The 15,080-nt window shown below is 37.2% G+C and carries 12 protein-coding genes; 8 read left to right on the forward strand and 4 right to left on the reverse strand.

From position 1 onward, the window contains the following. Window positions 1-77: 77 nt before the first annotated feature. A complete protein-coding gene (locus LC115_01160) occupies window positions 78-3,281 on the reverse strand; it encodes a PAS domain S-box protein (protein MCZ2355289.1) in 3,204 nt (1,067 codons plus the stop codon). A gap of 375 nt (window positions 3,282-3,656) precedes the next feature. Here LC115_01160 and LC115_01165 point away from each other — a divergent pair, with 375 nt between their 5' ends. The 3 genes from LC115_01165 (at window position 3,657) to LC115_01175 (ending at window position 5,784) form a co-directional block, all read left to right on the forward strand. Then, the gene (locus LC115_01165) at window positions 3,657-4,274 is read left to right on the forward strand and encodes a deoxynucleoside kinase (GenBank protein MCZ2355290.1); all 618 of its coding nucleotides are present in this window, start codon (window positions 3,657-3,659) and stop codon (window positions 4,272-4,274) included. 119 nt (window positions 4,275-4,393) lie between these two features. Next, a complete protein-coding gene (locus tag LC115_01170) occupies window positions 4,394-4,993 on the forward strand; it encodes a redoxin domain-containing protein (GenBank protein MCZ2355291.1) in 600 nt (199 codons plus the stop codon). After that, the gene (locus LC115_01175; protein MCZ2355292.1) at window positions 4,981-5,784 is read left to right on the forward strand and encodes a class I SAM-dependent methyltransferase; all 804 of its coding nucleotides are present in this window, start codon (window positions 4,981-4,983) and stop codon (window positions 5,782-5,784) included. The genes LC115_01170 and LC115_01175 overlap by 13 nt, the downstream gene beginning before the upstream one ends. Before the next feature lie 5 nt (window positions 5,785-5,789). On the opposite strand, the gene LC115_01180 is transcribed toward LC115_01175, so the two are convergent. Then, window positions 5,790-6,155, reverse strand: a complete 366-nt coding sequence (locus LC115_01180) for an Hpt domain-containing protein (GenBank protein MCZ2355293.1) — start codon at window positions 6,153-6,155, stop codon at window positions 5,790-5,792. An 87-nt stretch (window positions 6,156-6,242) separates the two neighbouring features. Between LC115_01180 and yihA the strand changes: the two genes are divergently transcribed. After that, complete coding sequence (gene yihA / locus LC115_01185; GenBank protein MCZ2355294.1) at window positions 6,243-6,875, forward strand: ribosome biogenesis GTP-binding protein YihA/YsxC; 633 nt, start codon at window positions 6,243-6,245, stop codon at window positions 6,873-6,875. Beyond that, window positions 6,872-7,399: a DUF420 domain-containing protein gene (locus tag LC115_01190; protein MCZ2355295.1), complete on the forward strand. Its 528-nt coding sequence runs from the start codon at window positions 6,872-6,874 to the stop codon at window positions 7,397-7,399. Before yihA ends, LC115_01190 begins: the two co-directional genes overlap by 4 nt. A 203-nt stretch (window positions 7,400-7,602) precedes the next feature. On the opposite strand, the gene LC115_01195 is transcribed toward LC115_01190, so the two are convergent. Together LC115_01195 and LC115_01200 are read right to left on the reverse strand one after the other, a co-directional pair. Next, window positions 7,603-9,300: a tetratricopeptide repeat protein gene (locus tag LC115_01195; GenBank protein ID MCZ2355296.1), complete on the reverse strand. Its 1,698-nt coding sequence runs from the start codon at window positions 9,298-9,300 to the stop codon at window positions 7,603-7,605. A 2-nt stretch (window positions 9,301-9,302) separates the two neighbouring features. Continuing rightward, window positions 9,303-10,244, reverse strand: coding sequence for a substrate-binding domain-containing protein (locus tag LC115_01200; protein MCZ2355297.1), 942 nt, complete (start codon window positions 10,242-10,244; stop codon window positions 9,303-9,305). A gap of 197 nt (window positions 10,245-10,441) precedes the next feature. Between LC115_01200 and hscA the strand changes: the two genes are divergently transcribed. From hscA to LC115_01215, 3 genes are all read left to right on the forward strand, one after another. Next, window positions 10,442-12,346 (forward strand): Fe-S protein assembly chaperone HscA, encoded by a 1,905-nt coding sequence (hscA, locus tag LC115_01205; GenBank protein ID MCZ2355298.1) that lies wholly within the window; start codon window positions 10,442-10,444, stop codon window positions 12,344-12,346. Between the two features lie 27 nt (window positions 12,347-12,373). Further along, entirely contained in the window at window positions 12,374-13,357 is a 984-nt protein-coding gene (locus LC115_01210) for a glycosyltransferase family 9 protein (protein MCZ2355299.1), read from the forward strand. A gap of 231 nt (window positions 13,358-13,588) precedes the next feature. Further along, complete coding sequence (locus LC115_01215; GenBank protein MCZ2355300.1) at window positions 13,589-14,869, forward strand: acetyl-CoA C-acyltransferase; 1,281 nt, start codon at window positions 13,589-13,591, stop codon at window positions 14,867-14,869. Window positions 14,870-15,080 lie beyond the last annotated feature (211 nt).

Here is a 15,080-nt window from a genome sequence, read left to right on the forward strand (position 1 = left end):
TGATTAGAATTATGCTTAACAGAATAAAAAAATAAATTTTAAACAACCTCTAAAAATTAAAAATTAAAAATTGGGGGTTAGGAGTTTAAAATTTCTGCCCATTGTGTTTCTAATGTATCAAAATCAAAGTTTTTGATTAATTCCATTATTTGGATTTTAAAGGTAGTAATCAAGGGGCTTGTATCTGCAACTCCGGTAATGATATGTTTCATTTCTTCAAATTTACCGACTAATAATGCTTGTTCAAATTCTTTAAGTGTCTGTATATCAATATGATTTTTGATTTCTTTTAGGTTGATTTCTACTGTATTAGAGGCTGTTCCTTTGTTTAACTCAGGGGTTGTTGTTTCTTCATAGAGATATTCTATGTTTAACATTTTTCTCATTTCTTCCAGCAGGGTAGTGGGGTTGTAGGGTTTAGCTACAAATCCGTTACAGCCTTTTTCAAAATATTCCTTTTTATCTTGTTCAAAGGCGTTGGCTGTTACGGCAATAATTTTCATAATTTTTCCTAATTCCATTCTTCGGATTACTTCGGTTGCCTGAATGCCACTCATACCGGGCATCCGAATATCCATCAAGATAATATCGGGAGAATATGTTATAGCTTTATCAATAGCTTGGATTCCATTTTCTGCTAAATCGTATTCAAAACCTAAGGGTGATAATATATCTATAACCAAAGAACGATTGACGGGGTTGTCATCTACAATTAAAACTTTAATGGGCTTAGTAGATTGATAACCAATGATTTTGGCATTAGATAAATGAGTGGTTTCAAAATTACTCACTTCTTCTAATGGGATTGTGAACCAGAAAGAGGTTCCAATACCTTCGGTGCTACTTAATTCTAACGTTCCGCCCATCATTTCTATAAATTTTTTGGTAATTGCTAAGCCTAAACCGGTTCCGCCTTCTGTATTTAGGTGTTCATGCACTTGTGTAAAAGGCTCTAAAACAGCTGCAATTTTATCTGCTGGGATGCCTCTGCCGGAATCTGCAATTAAAAACTTAACGGTTTCATTTGTTTCTTTTGTTACTATGAGTTTTACAAAACCTGCTTTTGTAAATTTAATTGCGTTGCCAATAATATTAATCAGGCACTGCTTTAGTTTTTTTTCATCTGCTTTGGCAAAGTTGGGTACAGAGCCTACGATATCAAATTGGAACTCGATACCTTTTTTCTCACATTGTAGCCTAAACAGGTCATACAGCTGGTGTAGGGTAGCTTTGAGGTCAAATTCAGCTGGTTGTAATTCCATTCTGCCGGCATCTATTTTGCTTAAATCTAAAATAGAGTTGATTAAATGCAGTAAATGTTCCCCACTTTTATTAATGATGCTGATTTTTTCTTTGTGTTTAGTTCCTAAGTCATCTGCTTGGCCTAAAATTTGGGCATATCCAAGTATGGCGTTCATAGGAGTTCTTAGTTCGTGGCTCATATTGGCTAAGAACTCTGATTTCACCCGATTTGCTTTTTCCAGTTCTTGGGTTCGTTCTTGCACTTTGGTTTCAAGGTTTCGTTCAGATTCTTGCAAAGATTTATTGGTTTCATTCAGCAAATGATGAACTCTCAATAATTCTTCGTTGGAGGCTTCTAATTCTTCTACACTTTGTCTTAATTCTTCTTCTTGAGCCTGTAATTCCACGTTTTTTTGTTTAAGTTTTTCTTTGGCTATTCTTCGTTCGGTTATATCCCGAATAATAGCACTAAAAAATACTAAGTCTCCTTCAGACCAAGTAGATACAATGATTTCAAGGGGAAAAGTTGTTCCATCTTTTTTTAGGCCTATTATTTCTCCTGGGTGGTTTAATATCTTAGAGATACGTGTTTTTAAATATCTTTCTACTCCTTGGATGTGCTGTTCTTTGTATTCGTCGGGAATGATGCGCATAATTTCCTTGCCTTCCATTTCTTCTTTGGTATAGCCAAAGAGTTTTTCTGCGCCTTTATTCCATGTTAAAACAATATTTTGGGCATTGGTAGAGATTATGGCATCTGCTGAAGATTCGGTTAAAGATCGAAACCGCCTTTCGGCTGCCGCAATTGCATTTTTTTCTGCCATTAAAGTATCCTGAGTTGAGGCTAATTCTTCTAAGTTTTGTCTTAGTTCCTCTTCTTGGGCGCGTAATTCCAGATTTGTTTTATTAATTCTTTCTTCGGCTATTTTTCGTTCGGTTATATCCCGAATAATTCCGCTAAAAAACACAGCATCTCCTTCCGTCCAAGTAGATAAAATGAGTTCAATCGGGAAAATAGTTCCATCTTTTTTTAGACCTGTTATTTCTACTACCTGATTTAAAACCTTAGGGATACGTGTTTTTAAATATCTTTCTACTCCTTGTATATGTTGTTCTTTGTATTCATTGGGGATGATGCGCATAATTTCCTTGCCTTCCATTTCTTCTTTGGTATAGCCAAAGAGTTTTTCTGCGCCTTTATTCCATGTTAAAACAATATTTTGGGCATTCATAGAGAGGATAGCATTGGGAGAGGTTTCGGTTATGGCGCGAAAGCGTTTTTCGGCTGCTGCAATTGCGTTTTTTTCTGCTATCAAAGTATCTTGGGCTGAGGCTAACTCTTCTAAGTTTTGTCTTAGCTCTTCCTCTTGGGCGTGTAACTCTTCATTGGCTTGCCGAATCCGTTCTTCATTTTGTTTTCTTTGGGTTATATCCCGAATAATTCCGCTAAAAAACACAGCATCTCCTTCCGTCCAAGTAGAAAGTGTTAGCTCTATGGGAAAAAGCACGCCCTCTTTTTTTCTGCCTACAACTTCTACAGTTTTGTTCAAGATATGGGGAACGCGTGTTTGGAGAAATCTTTCAACTCCTTGAATATGCCTTTCTTTGAACTCATCAGGGATGATGTGCATGATTTCTTTGCCTTCCATTTCTTCTTTGGTATAGCCAAAGAGTTTTTCTGCGCCTTTATTCCACGTTAAAATAATATGTTTTGCATTGATTGAAATTATAGCGTCTGCTGAAGATTCGGTTAAAGAACGAAACCGTTTTTCGGCTGCTGCAATTGCATTTTTTTCTGCTACCAAGGTATCCTGAACAGCTACTAACTCTTCTAAGTTTTGTCTTAGCTCTTCCTCTTGGGCGTGTAACTCTTCAATATTATTTCTTAATGCAGTGCTCTGATTTTCTATTTCTTGGTTTCTAAGGTAAAGTTCCTCAGCCTTCTTTTCTAATAATCTTTCCGCTTGCTCGCGTAGTTTATTCTCGTGCTCATATTTTTCTTTCCAATTTTGAGCATTTCCAAAGAGTTTATCTAACATAAAACCTATACAAGATGTTATTTATCAAATAGTAAATTTTCCTTAATTAAGAGTATTAGATTCTGTATGTTTTTTAGCTGAATTTTCGTACCCAGCTATCTAACTATTTTAAAAATCTTATTCTCATAAAGTGCAACAAAATTACAAAGAATATAGTATTTGATTTGTTTTTTTTATGTTTTAAATCATATTTTTTGGCATCTTAAATATATCACAACGATTAATATTTAAGATACCCCAAAATAAGTATTTCAGTGGTTTTCAGTAAACTATTATTTACAAACATAAGCTAAGGATATAACCTTAGAGATAATTTCGACTTAGTAGTAGTTGTTTTTCAAAAAAGTGCAATTTTGTGGATAAATACAATCACTTATGCACATTGCTATAGCCGGAAATATTGGTTCCGGGAAAACGACCCTTACTACGTTATTAGCGAAACACATGTCTTGGGAGCCGCAGTATGAAGAACTTTCCTCAAACCCATATATCTACGACTTTTATGCAGATATGGAGCGCTGGGCATTTAACTTACAAGTGTATTTTCTGCACTCACGCCTGAATACCACCCTTCAGATACAACGGTCAGCCAAAAATGTAGTTCAAGATAGAACCATCTATGAAGATGCCGAAATCTTTGCCCCCAACTTGCTTCAAATGGAACTAATGAACCAACGGGACTACGATAACTATAAAGCCTTATTCAATGTAATAACTCAATTGATTCAGCCACCAGACCTACTTATTTACTTAAAAGCATCTATACCAACACTTGTGGAACAAATAGAGGCCAGAGGGCGGGATTATGAAGACTCCATACGGCTGGAATATCTGAGAAAACTCAATGAACGCTATAACCTTTGGTTTGAAAACTATAAAGGCAAAAAATTAGAATTTTCTATAGATACATTAAAATTTCGGGATAACCCCGAAGATCTTGGAATTATCATCCGCAGCATTGAATCTAAATTATATGGATTATTTCCGGAATAAATTAGTCTATAACGCTGATTTTGAGTATTATAGAAATATATTTTTCTTGATAAATCATTGCATTTCATCGTAAATTAATTTTAACGGAAATAACATAGCTATTGCACTCTTAAAGTAGAATGTTATCTTTGCAAATGGTGGCATACATTTACTTTTTTTTCTGTTTTGTATTTCTATCGTTTGCGGTAAACGGCCAGCGATTTCACTCATTTACACTTTTGGCTACGTCCGGAAAAACCGTAAATCTTAAAGAATTCCAAAAAAAACGTGCTATTGTGCTGGTTTTTTTTAGTAATTATTGCATTTATGCCCAAAAATATCATCCCCGAATACAATCTTACATTCAGGAATATAGCTCTAAAGATATTCAATTTTTATTTATTAACTCAAATGATCCGGCACAGTCTATTCAGGATAACTTTGCCTATAGCAAAGAATATGTGGCTATCAAAGAAATTTCGGTTCCTTATTTATTAGATTCGCTTCAGCAGATAGCTAAAAACTTACAGGTATTTAAAAACCCGGAATGTATTGTAGCTATTTGGGATTCAGATTCTTATAAAATTTTGTATCGAGGTATGATTGATAACGATCCGTTGTCGGTTCATAAATTACGGAATGATTATCTGCGGACTTCATTGGAAAATATTGTGATGGGGTCTTTGGATACGATTCCATATACGAAGCCATTGGGTTGTGATATTCGATGGCGGGAATAAATACGCTGTTATGGCGCATTTGGCAAGGCGCAAAGTTTATAATTCAGGCTAAAACACGCCATGGAGTTCATTCTCCGTATGTTACGAACTTTATAGATGCTGTCTTAAAAGATATTCCTACAGCAGCAGGCGCACAAATTAATGTATTCAGAAAAAAATTAGCAGCTAACTCTACCATAGTTGAAATCAGCGATTTAGGAGCCGGTTATGACCAAGATAGACAGCAAAAGAGGCAAGTTACCTTACAGCAGATAATCAGCAGTTCTGCACGCAGCCGGGCATCCGGTGAGTTTTTAGCACGGTTAGTTCACTGGAAAAAACCTACAACTGCCTTAGAGTTAGGTACAAACATTGGGTTCTCTATGCTATACCAGTTTTCGGCAAGCCCAACAACCCAATGGCACACCATCGAAGGAAGCCCCAACTTAGCCAAATTAGCACAATCCCACTTTCAACAATTTCAGATAAATCCTAAATTGCATATCGGGTCTTTCCAAAATATTTTACCGGAATTATTAAAAACATTACCATCAATTGATTACGTGCTAATTGACGGTCATCATACCGGAAAATCAATTAACGAACTTTGCTGTATTCTAATACCTTACTTAGCCCCAGAGGCGATTGTGGTTGTTGATGATATTCGTTGGAATTCAGATATGTATTCCGGTTGGGAACGTATTCAAGCAATGCCGGAATTTTCGGTAACTATTGAGTTATTCCAAACCGGTATCTGTGTTTATTGTCAATCTCAGGCAACGCAACACTTTAAACTATTAAGTTGGCAATAAATAGCTTATATTCTACACATTATCTTTTCTTTGTATTGCTTTAGCTCTTTATAGCCTGATTCATATTGGTCTTCTAATTTCAAAAAAATGGATTTAACCTCAGCTAAGGAATTATTTTTTGCTGATATTTCCAATTGATAACACAAGTCCGCTGCCGCTTTCATCCCAACAATAGAAAAGGAAGCCTTGATTTTATGAGCCTTTTGTTTGATTAGCTCAAAGTCAGGCTCTTGTATAAACAACGTAAGTTGCAGCATTTCATTGGGAATGTTCTCTATAAATGAATTAATCACCTCTAAAAGAGCTTCTTTAGCATTTAAAAGAGCCTCTTCTAAATAATTCATATTAATGAACAAATTATCATTTTTCATTTTAGTAAAATATTTTTTTAAAAAACTCTATTTGTATTAGCATCGCAAATTACTGAATTATTCAGTAAAACAATTACTTTTGCAACTATGGAAAAAAATATTCCGCTTATTCGGGTGTCTGAATTTATCATGAGTTGCACAAGTTGGAAAAAATTACCGGAGCCAACCCTGCCGGAATATGCAGTAATTGGGCGTTCTAACGTAGGAAAGTCCTCTCTAATCAATAGTTTATGTAACAGAAGATCGTTGGCAAAAGTTTCCGGTACGCCTGGAAAAACGCAATGTATCAATATTTTTCAAATTGAAAATTTATGGTATTTGGTTGATTTGCCGGGCTATGGATATGCTAAGGTTTCACAAACTAAACGCTTGGAATTTAAAAAATTTGCCTTAGAATATCTGCGAAACCGGCCAAACCTAATGCTTACTTTCATTTTGATAGATTCTCGTTTAGATCCACTTCCAATAGACATTGACTTTGTCAATAACTTAGGGAATTCCCGTATTCCGCTCGCCTTAGTGTTTACCAAAGCGGATAAAAACGGAATTAACAAAAGCAGAGAAAAAGTCAAATTATTTCACCAGAAGTTATTAGAAACATGGGATGAGTTGCCGCCTACATTTCTCACCTCTGCTAAAAGTGGCTATGGGAAAGACGAACTACTGTCTTTTATCACCGAAACAAACCAGCTATTTCGCCCTACATCTTTAATTTTATGAAAAAGCAGCTAAATGACCGCGCTTATCTGCCGCTGATTATCACTATTTCTATTCTTGTGCCTACGGCGATAGCCTCCCTAACATACATCCCTAAAGGTCAAGAGACATTTGATTTACGTTTTTTGCCGTTCCTAAATGCTATTATTAATAGCTGCGTAAGTGTTTGTTTAGTATTAGGGTTACTATTTATTCGCCAAAAAGATATGCAAAAGCACCGGATATGTATGCTCTCTGCGCTGTCGCTATCAGTTTTGTTTTTGGTATCTTATGTGATTTATCACAGTTTGGTGCCCGAAACAAAGTTTTGCGGCACCGGCTGGCAGCGTTCTGTTTATTTTGTGCTGTTGATTTCACATATTACGTTGGCAGTTCCGGCAGTTCCGTTGGCTCTCTTAGCGGTTTATCAAGGTGTTCAAAAGAACTTTTGGTCTCATAAAAAGGTAGTTAGGTGGGCGTATCCAATTTGGCTCTATGTATCAATTACCGGCCCTGTGATTTACTGGATGCTATCCCCTTGCTTTTAGTGTAAAAAGAAAGCTGCGTAAACGAAAAATTTTGGGAAAAAAGCTAAAAAAATATCATTGAAAATCAGATAGTTAATCACAGTAGATTTATTATTTTTAACCTCTACTGTCTATTTATTAAATAATTCCCAAATTTTTTATCATCAAAAAACTTCCTGCTATAAAAATAGAGGAAGTTTTTTGGGGTAATTACGGTGCTTAGATTATGGTTGTTTGGTTTTTTTGAGGTAAGGTACCATCTCTGTTGCTTGTTTGTGTTCTGGGTCTAAGGTTAAAACTTTTTCGTAGTAGGGGAGTGAGTCGTGGAATTTTTTCTGTAAGTAGAGATAATAACCCATATAAACATAGGCTTCGATAAGTTCTTTTTTATATTTATCGGGAGCGGCTTCTCCGAGTTCTATTACCTTTTCATAGTGAGGTTTAGCCAGACCTTGAGATGTTTCGGGGTCTAAACCGGCTTGGCAACGGGCTATTTCAAAATGAGCATAGAGAAAATCGGGTTTCTTTTCCAATATTTTTTGGTAGGCTGCGGTAGCTTCTGTGTACATTTTTTGCTTGTAGTACATTTTTCCAAGTTTATAGTAGATTTCAGGTATTGGATTTATAGCTATGTACTTATTTAAGGCATCAATAGATTTTTGGTAACTTTTAACAGAGTTCCATGCGTCTGCGATTTCTGAGTAGAGGGTGTATTTGGTGGCATCTTTGGCGATGGCTTTTTCGTAGTATTCTACTGCGAGAGAATCTTGGCCTAATTTGTCTAAGATATGTCCATAATATTCATAATCTAAGGCAATTATATTTTTGGGGTCAATTCGTGTGAAATACTTGTCAAGGGCATTTTTAGCGTTGTTATAGTGTTCGGTGGCGGGTTGGCTGGCTTGTGCGGCACCTACTTCGTAGTTTGAATATCCCAGTAAACGCAGTAGTACGTTGTTTTCAACGGTTTTAAGAACTTGGTTAATTTGGCTAACAGCAGCTGCATAATCTTTACTTAGATACAGAAAAGTAGCGTAGCGGATTTCTGCCTGAATATCACCTTGTTTGCGTTTTACATATTCTTGGTAATTTTCTTTGGCACGTTTGTAGTCTTTAGCTAAAAAGTAGAGTTCTCCGAGTTCACGATAAGCAGGTGCAAAGGAAGGGTCAAGTTGTAAGGCTTTCATAATCATATCGGCTCCATTTTTGTAGTCGCTCATTTTTACATATAAGACACCTAATTTAAAGTGGGCAATTACGGATTTAGCGTTAGCGGCAATCGCTTTTTCGTAATAAGTTTTGGCTAATTCATTAACATTTTGTTTTAGCCAAACGTCTCCGAGGGCGAGATTTACGTGTTCGTTTTTGCTGTCCATATTTTGGGCTTTGGTCAGCAGTTTGGTTGCCTCGCTTAGGTCTTTGACATTAGCGGCGATGTAGGCTTCTGCAACGGTTACTAAAACGTCTAAATCATTTGAGTTTGAAAGTGTAAGTGCTTGGTCAAAGTTTTTCTTAGCCTCTGGTAAGTTGCGTGAAAACGCATAGTATTCGCCAAGCCCCGCATAGTTTTTGGCATATTTACTGTTGGCCGCAATCCCTTTTTGGTAAGCATCCTTTGCTTTTTCTAATTCTGGAATACGTTGCTTATCTTCTTCAATATCTTTTGCATCTCTAAAGCAAGCAACACCGAGATAGTAGTAGAGTTCCGGCTTCTTTGGATTTTGGGAAATCAGTGTATTTAAGATGGTTTTTGCCTTGCTATATTCCTCTTTATCAATAGCTTTAATAGCATCTTCAAGAGTTTGGGCGAAAATTTGGTTAGAAAACCAGAACGTAAACAGCAGTAGTAGGTAAAATTTCCAAGATGTTTTTATGCTCATGTTCTTTTTTAGATCAACGGGTTGCAAAGATAGTATTTTCATAGTTATTGAATTTCTTTGGTTTTGAGTTCTACTAAGCGAATAGGCATTGTAGCCGGTAGCAAATCAGCTTTTAAGATGATGCGCTGCCCTTTTTCACCTGCTACAAAGGATGCAAATCCTGTGCCTAAACCGGTTCGGGCTTCTCTACTTACGATGTAAACACTTCGGCGAAACGGATATTGTGCATTCAGAAGATAATATTGAAAAGGTTCGTAGAAATCTGGCTTTCGGCCAACAGATAATACTTTTATTTTTGATAAAAATTGGTTGCTTGTGCTGTCTTCTCCGTCGCTAATCCAAGCCAAGCCAATACAGCCAAGGCTGTTTGGATGGGCAGCAATATAGTTGATAACTTCCTGGGTTGAAGAAACTGCCGAAGCTTTTGGGGTTATTTTTTCGCCGTGTAATAAAGAATCTATCAAATAACGAACGATACTTGAATTTCGGTGATCAAATACCACCTGAATAGGTGCTTTTAAATGTTTGGGGTTGATTTCTGCCCAATTCGTTTTTTTACCGGTCAAAATATCTTTTACATCATCAACATCAATAGTAGAATCTTTTTGGCTTGGATGCACAATAAAACAAACGGCATCGTAGGCGATTTTGGTATTTCTGGGTCTTAGCTGGATTTTATCTAAGGGTTGCTGCTCTTCAGGTGTTAGGGTTCTGGGAATTACAATCAAGCGGACACTATCTTCCATTAGTTTAGAGATAGCATCTGATTCATTGGTGTAAATAGGTTCTATTTTGGCATACTTATAAAGTGCCTCAAAAGTAGATATTTGCGTATCTAACACAGGTTTAAAAGATTCATCCACAGCTATTCGGATTTTACCGGTAGTGGGTGTATCCGTTTCTGACGTTCCATTATTACCTGATTCACAGGAAATTAACAGAAAAATAAGCCAGAGTAATGCGAGTTTATGTAAACCAATAGTCATAGCATAGAGTTATTCGGTTACCCAAAGTTACGAAAATAGTTATGCAGAAAATAAATCTGACTAAGTTTTCCCCAAAATAGAAAAAACGGACATTATCACTATGCGCAACGAAATAGCTATTTTTACTGGAAATACAGTTTGTAATTTCCATTATCAAGAGTGAATTTTTTACCTTATTTTGCTGTATTACTAAGGAAATGGCCAAAATATCCATAGACATAGGTTCCGGTAATTTAAAAGAAACTAACCTAACAGTAGGAATAGACTTGGGAACCACCAACAGTTTAATAGCTAAGATAGAGGAGGGCACTCCGGTTTGTATCGCGGATTATGGTAAAGATACCATTGTCCCCTCCATTATTTATTTTTCTTCCGGCGGAATAATTGTAGGAGAAGATGCTAAGCCGTACCTAACTATCGATCCCCGAAATACGTTGTATTCAATTAAGCGGCTTCTGGGAAAATCTTACCACGATTTGGCAGATTACTCCGGTGATTTAGGCTACAAAATCATTGATGACAATACCGATTCTTTGGTAAAAGTTCAGGTAGGAAACAAATTTTACACCCCAATAGAACTCTCTGCTTTGATTTTGAAGGAATTAAAGCAGAGGGCAGAGCATCGCCTAAAAACACCAATAGAAAAAGTGGTAATCACTGTTCCTGCCTATTTTAATGATTCTCAGCGGCAAGCGACTCGTGATGCCGGTAAATTAGCCGGCTTAGAAGTGCTACGTATCTTAAACGAACCTACTGCTGCTGCAATGGCTTACGGACTTGGATTTACCCAAGATAAAACCCAAACCGTAGCCGTCTATGACTTTGGCGGCGGAACGTTTGATATTTCAATACTTACTATTGAGCAAGGTGTCTATGACATTTTGGCTGTTAATGGAGATACTTTTTTAGGGGGAGATGATATAGACAAAGCTGTTGTAGCGTTTTTATACCACAAATATGAAGTTTCGGAATTAGCACAACAAGGTGATTTTAGCCAGATTTTCCGATTATTTGCCGAGCGAGCCAAAATTGCATTGAACACAAGATTAGAATATACCGAAAAAATAACCCTAAATGATACTTCCCAAACAAGCTCATTGGAGCTTTCTTTATCCCAAACGGAGTTTGAGCTAATAGCCGCACCGATAGTAGATAAAACCCTGAATTTTTGTAATTTAGCTTTAAAAGATGCTGACTTGTCTAAGCAGCAACTGGATGAAATACTGTTGGTAGGAGGCTCTACCCAGAGTTACTACGTGCGTAAGCGTGTAGAACAATTTTTTGGGCAAAAGCCAAACTGTACTTTAAATCCCCATGAAGCTGTGGCTTTGGGGGCAGCCCTACAAGCCGATATTTTAAGCGGAAACAGAAAAGATATGCTTTTGTTGGACGTAACACCGCTTTCCTTAGGCGTAGAAACCGCCGGCGGGCTGATGGATGTACTTATCCAACGCAATACCAAAATACCTATGCAGGCAGGCCGCCAATACACCACTTCAGTAGATGGACAAACAAAAATGAAAATCGCTGTTTATCAAGGAGAAAGAGAACTCGTTTCTGAAAATCGGAAACTCGCTGAATTTAACCTGTCGGATATTCCGGCTATGCCGGCCGGCCTCCCAAAAGTAGAAATCCAATTTCAGTTAGATGAAAACTCAATTCTCACAATTACAGCAAAAGAAATGCGCAGCGGAGTTCAGCAAACAGTAACCGTTCAACCAAAATATGGCCTCACTGACAAACAGGTAGAAGAAATGCTATTAGCCTCTATCGAATATGCCCAAAGCGATATGCAAACTCGACTGCTCCTTGAAGCTACCGAAGAAGCTAAGCAAATTTTACAATATACCGATAAGTTTTTAAGCAATCATTCGGCATTACTTACAGAACAAGAACATACTGAATTTAAGCGACTTGCAGAAATTTTAGGCCAAAAAATCCAAACAAAACAAAAAGACGAAATCCACACGGCCATAGAAAACCTAAACGAATATTCACGTCCCTTTGCCGAAAGAGTTATGGATACCGCTATTAAACAAGCCTTAAAAGGTAAAACATTAGAAAGCCCCGTTTCAGATAAGTTAAAAAACCAGCTCGACTAATGTGTTTTCGCTTCAATCTAACTCATTATGAAAATCTTATTGAGCCGAGTTGATAGCATTGGGGATGTAGTATTGTCATTGCCGGTAGCTGGCGCCATTAAAAAAAAAATTCCTGATGCTGAAATTTGGTGGTTAGGGGCAGACTACACCAAACCGATATTAGAAAGATGCGTTTGGCTCTCCGGAATTTTAATCTGGAATCCACAAATACCCCTTGACCTAAAACCATATTCTTTTGATTATATCATACATATTTTCCCAAAATCAGCTATTGCTTGGGCTGCTTGGAAAGCAAACATCCCCAACAGAATAGGAACGTCTCATCGCTGGTATCATTGGCTACTGTGCAATCAGTTAATAAATTTAGGAAGAAAAAACAGCGATTTGCATGAAACGGAACTTAACCTTTCCTTAATTCCCAAAGCATTTACTGTACAGAATCCGGATTTGTCAGAAATAGCTGCTTTGTATGGCCTGAAACCCAAAGAGTTACAGAAAGAAAATACCCTGATTTCCAAAACTAAAATCAACTTATTGATACACCCGCGTTCAAAAGGTAGCGCACGGGAAATCCCCTTAGCGACCTTAAAATCTGTTATTAAAAAACTTGATTCCGCTAAATATCAGATTTTTATTGGTGGAACGCTTGACGACGGGCGTATTTTGGCTTCTTGGGTTCAGTCATTACCAAGTGGCATTGTAAATATATGTGGCAAGTTTTCATTAGGAGAATATATTGATTTTATAGCCAGCATTGATGGCTTGGTTGCCGGCAGCACAGGCCCGCTACATATTGCATCGGCTATGGGAAAGTTTGCACTTGGCTTGTATCCCCCCTTGCGCCCGATGCACCCGGGACGCTGGAAACCCATCGGAAAAAATGCCCACTACATAACCGGAAAAACAACCTGCCTCCAATGTAGCGCCACCGCAGCAGAAAGTTCTTGTGAATGCATGAATCTTATTAATTATGAAGATATTGTCAAAATTATCAATAATATGTTTTTATGATATGTCGTTTTTGTGTTTTTTATTATTGATTGCTTGGTGTTATTTCATTGATTTTTAATCCTATTTATGAAATAAATTTCATTACAAAAACAATTAAGTGTCGGTTCTAATACCTATTTTTAATTATTTTTTGTCAATGTATTGATTTATCATGTAACTTTGTTTGTAAGTAACTCGTTTACGAAAGTAAAGAGGAGCAAAAATTATTGAATCTTAATCTTTTTTTATTAAATGAAGTCATCAGAAGTATTCATTGTAGCGGCGCAGAGGACGCCAATCGGTAGTTTTCTAGGTAGTTTATCTGGATTTTCGGCAACACAATTAGGTGCCATTGCATTAAAAGGGGCTATGACTCAGGCCACTTCTACCTTAGAATTAGTAGGTACAAACTCCGGAAACGGAGTTTCTGCGTTTAATACGGCATATCGTGCTGATGCACAGCCGGTTAATGCAATAGCTGACGAACTGGCAAAGCATATAGACGAGTTGTATTTTGGGAACGTGATGTCAGCTAATTTAGGGCAATCACCAGCCAGCCAAGTAGCATATTATGCAGGCTTAAATAAGCAAACCCCTTGTACCGTAATCAACAAAGTATGTGCTTCCGGTATGAAATCTGTTATGATGGGAGCACAAACTATCCAATCCGGTGATAATCAAATTGTGGCAGCCGGTGGTATGGAAAGTATGTCTAACGTCCCACATTACTTACCGGGCGGACGTACCGGCAGCAAATATGGTAATATCCAACTACTTGACGGAATTAACCAAGATGGCCTATTAGACGTTTATAATCAATATCTTATGGGAACTCCGGGAGAAATGACCGCTAAACGTTTTGAGATTTCCCGTGAAGAACAAGATGCTTTTGCTATTCGTTCTTTCCAGTTAGCCAATGAATCTATTCGTTCTGGTGCTTTTCATAGCGAAATAGCCCCCATTGCAATCTCTACCAAAAAAGGTGATACTATCTTTGCTGACGATGAAGGCCCTGCAAAAGTTATCTATGAAAAAATCCCAACTCTAAAGCCGGCATTTCAAAAAGACGGTACAATAACGGCAGCAAATGCTTCTACCATGAATGACGGAGCCTCTGCACTTATTTTAGCCAGCTCAGATGCCGTTAAAAACCATCATCTGCGCCCAATCGCCCGTATCGTGTCTTTTGCCGATGCAGCCTTAGAACCAGAATGGTTTACCATAGCGCCAGAAGTAGCTATTCAAAGAGCACTAAAAAAAGCAAACCTAACCATTAATGATATAGATACCTTTGAAATCAATGAAGCCTTTGCAGTAGTTGTGTTAGCAAATATGAAGCTACTCAATATCCCACTCGAAAAAGTAAATTTAATGGGTGGTGCTATTTCCTTAGGACATCCTTTGGGAAGTAGTGGCTCACGAATTATCGTTACAGCAATTACTTCCTTAGCCAGAACAAACGGAAAATACGCACTTGCAGCTATCTGCAATGGCGGCGGCGGAGCCTCAGCTATCATTATAGAGAGATTGTAAAAAACTACCGGAAATAGCCCTAAAAAGCGATACTAAAAAGATAATTTCAGAAAAAACTTCATCTATGAAAATTAATTTAAATTAATTTTCATAGATGAAGTTTTTGTTAAATTAGAGGCCATTTTCTTGAACTAACAATGAAGCGGTTATATTTAATGCGTCATGCAAAATCCGACTGGAATATTTCCACCCGGTCAGATTTTGATAGAAC

Source organism: Bacteroidia bacterium, from assembly GCA_026932145.1.
Lineage (GTDB): Bacteria > Bacteroidota > Bacteroidia > J057 > JAIXKT01 > JAIXKT01.

Coding starts and splice junctions, on each gene's coding strand:
- LC115_01210 (MCZ2355299.1), top strand. CDS start 12,374: ATGAAAATCTTATTGAGCCGAGTTGATAGCATTGGGGATGTAGTATTG.
- LC115_01195 (MCZ2355296.1), bottom strand. CDS start 9,300: ATGAAAATACTATCTTTGCAACCCGTTGATCTAAAAAAGAACATGAGC.
- LC115_01180 (MCZ2355293.1), bottom strand. CDS start 6,155: ATGAAAAATGATAATTTGTTCATTAATATGAATTATTTAGAAGAGGCT.
- LC115_01175 (MCZ2355292.1), top strand. CDS start 4,981: ATGGCGGGAATAAATACGCTGTTATGGCGCATTTGGCAAGGCGCAAAG.
- LC115_01190 (MCZ2355295.1), top strand. CDS start 6,872: ATGAAAAAGCAGCTAAATGACCGCGCTTATCTGCCGCTGATTATCACT.
- LC115_01170 (MCZ2355291.1), top strand. CDS start 4,394: ATGTTATCTTTGCAAATGGTGGCATACATTTACTTTTTTTTCTGTTTT.
- LC115_01165 (MCZ2355290.1), top strand. CDS start 3,657: ATGCACATTGCTATAGCCGGAAATATTGGTTCCGGGAAAACGACCCTT.
- yihA (MCZ2355294.1), top strand. CDS start 6,243: ATGGAAAAAAATATTCCGCTTATTCGGGTGTCTGAATTTATCATGAGT.
- LC115_01160 (MCZ2355289.1), bottom strand. CDS start 3,281: ATGTTAGATAAACTCTTTGGAAATGCTCAAAATTGGAAAGAAAAATAT.
- LC115_01215 (MCZ2355300.1), top strand. CDS start 13,589: ATGAAGTCATCAGAAGTATTCATTGTAGCGGCGCAGAGGACGCCAATC.
- hscA (MCZ2355298.1), top strand. CDS start 10,442: ATGGCCAAAATATCCATAGACATAGGTTCCGGTAATTTAAAAGAAACT.
- LC115_01200 (MCZ2355297.1), bottom strand. CDS start 10,244: ATGACTATTGGTTTACATAAACTCGCATTACTCTGGCTTATTTTTCTG.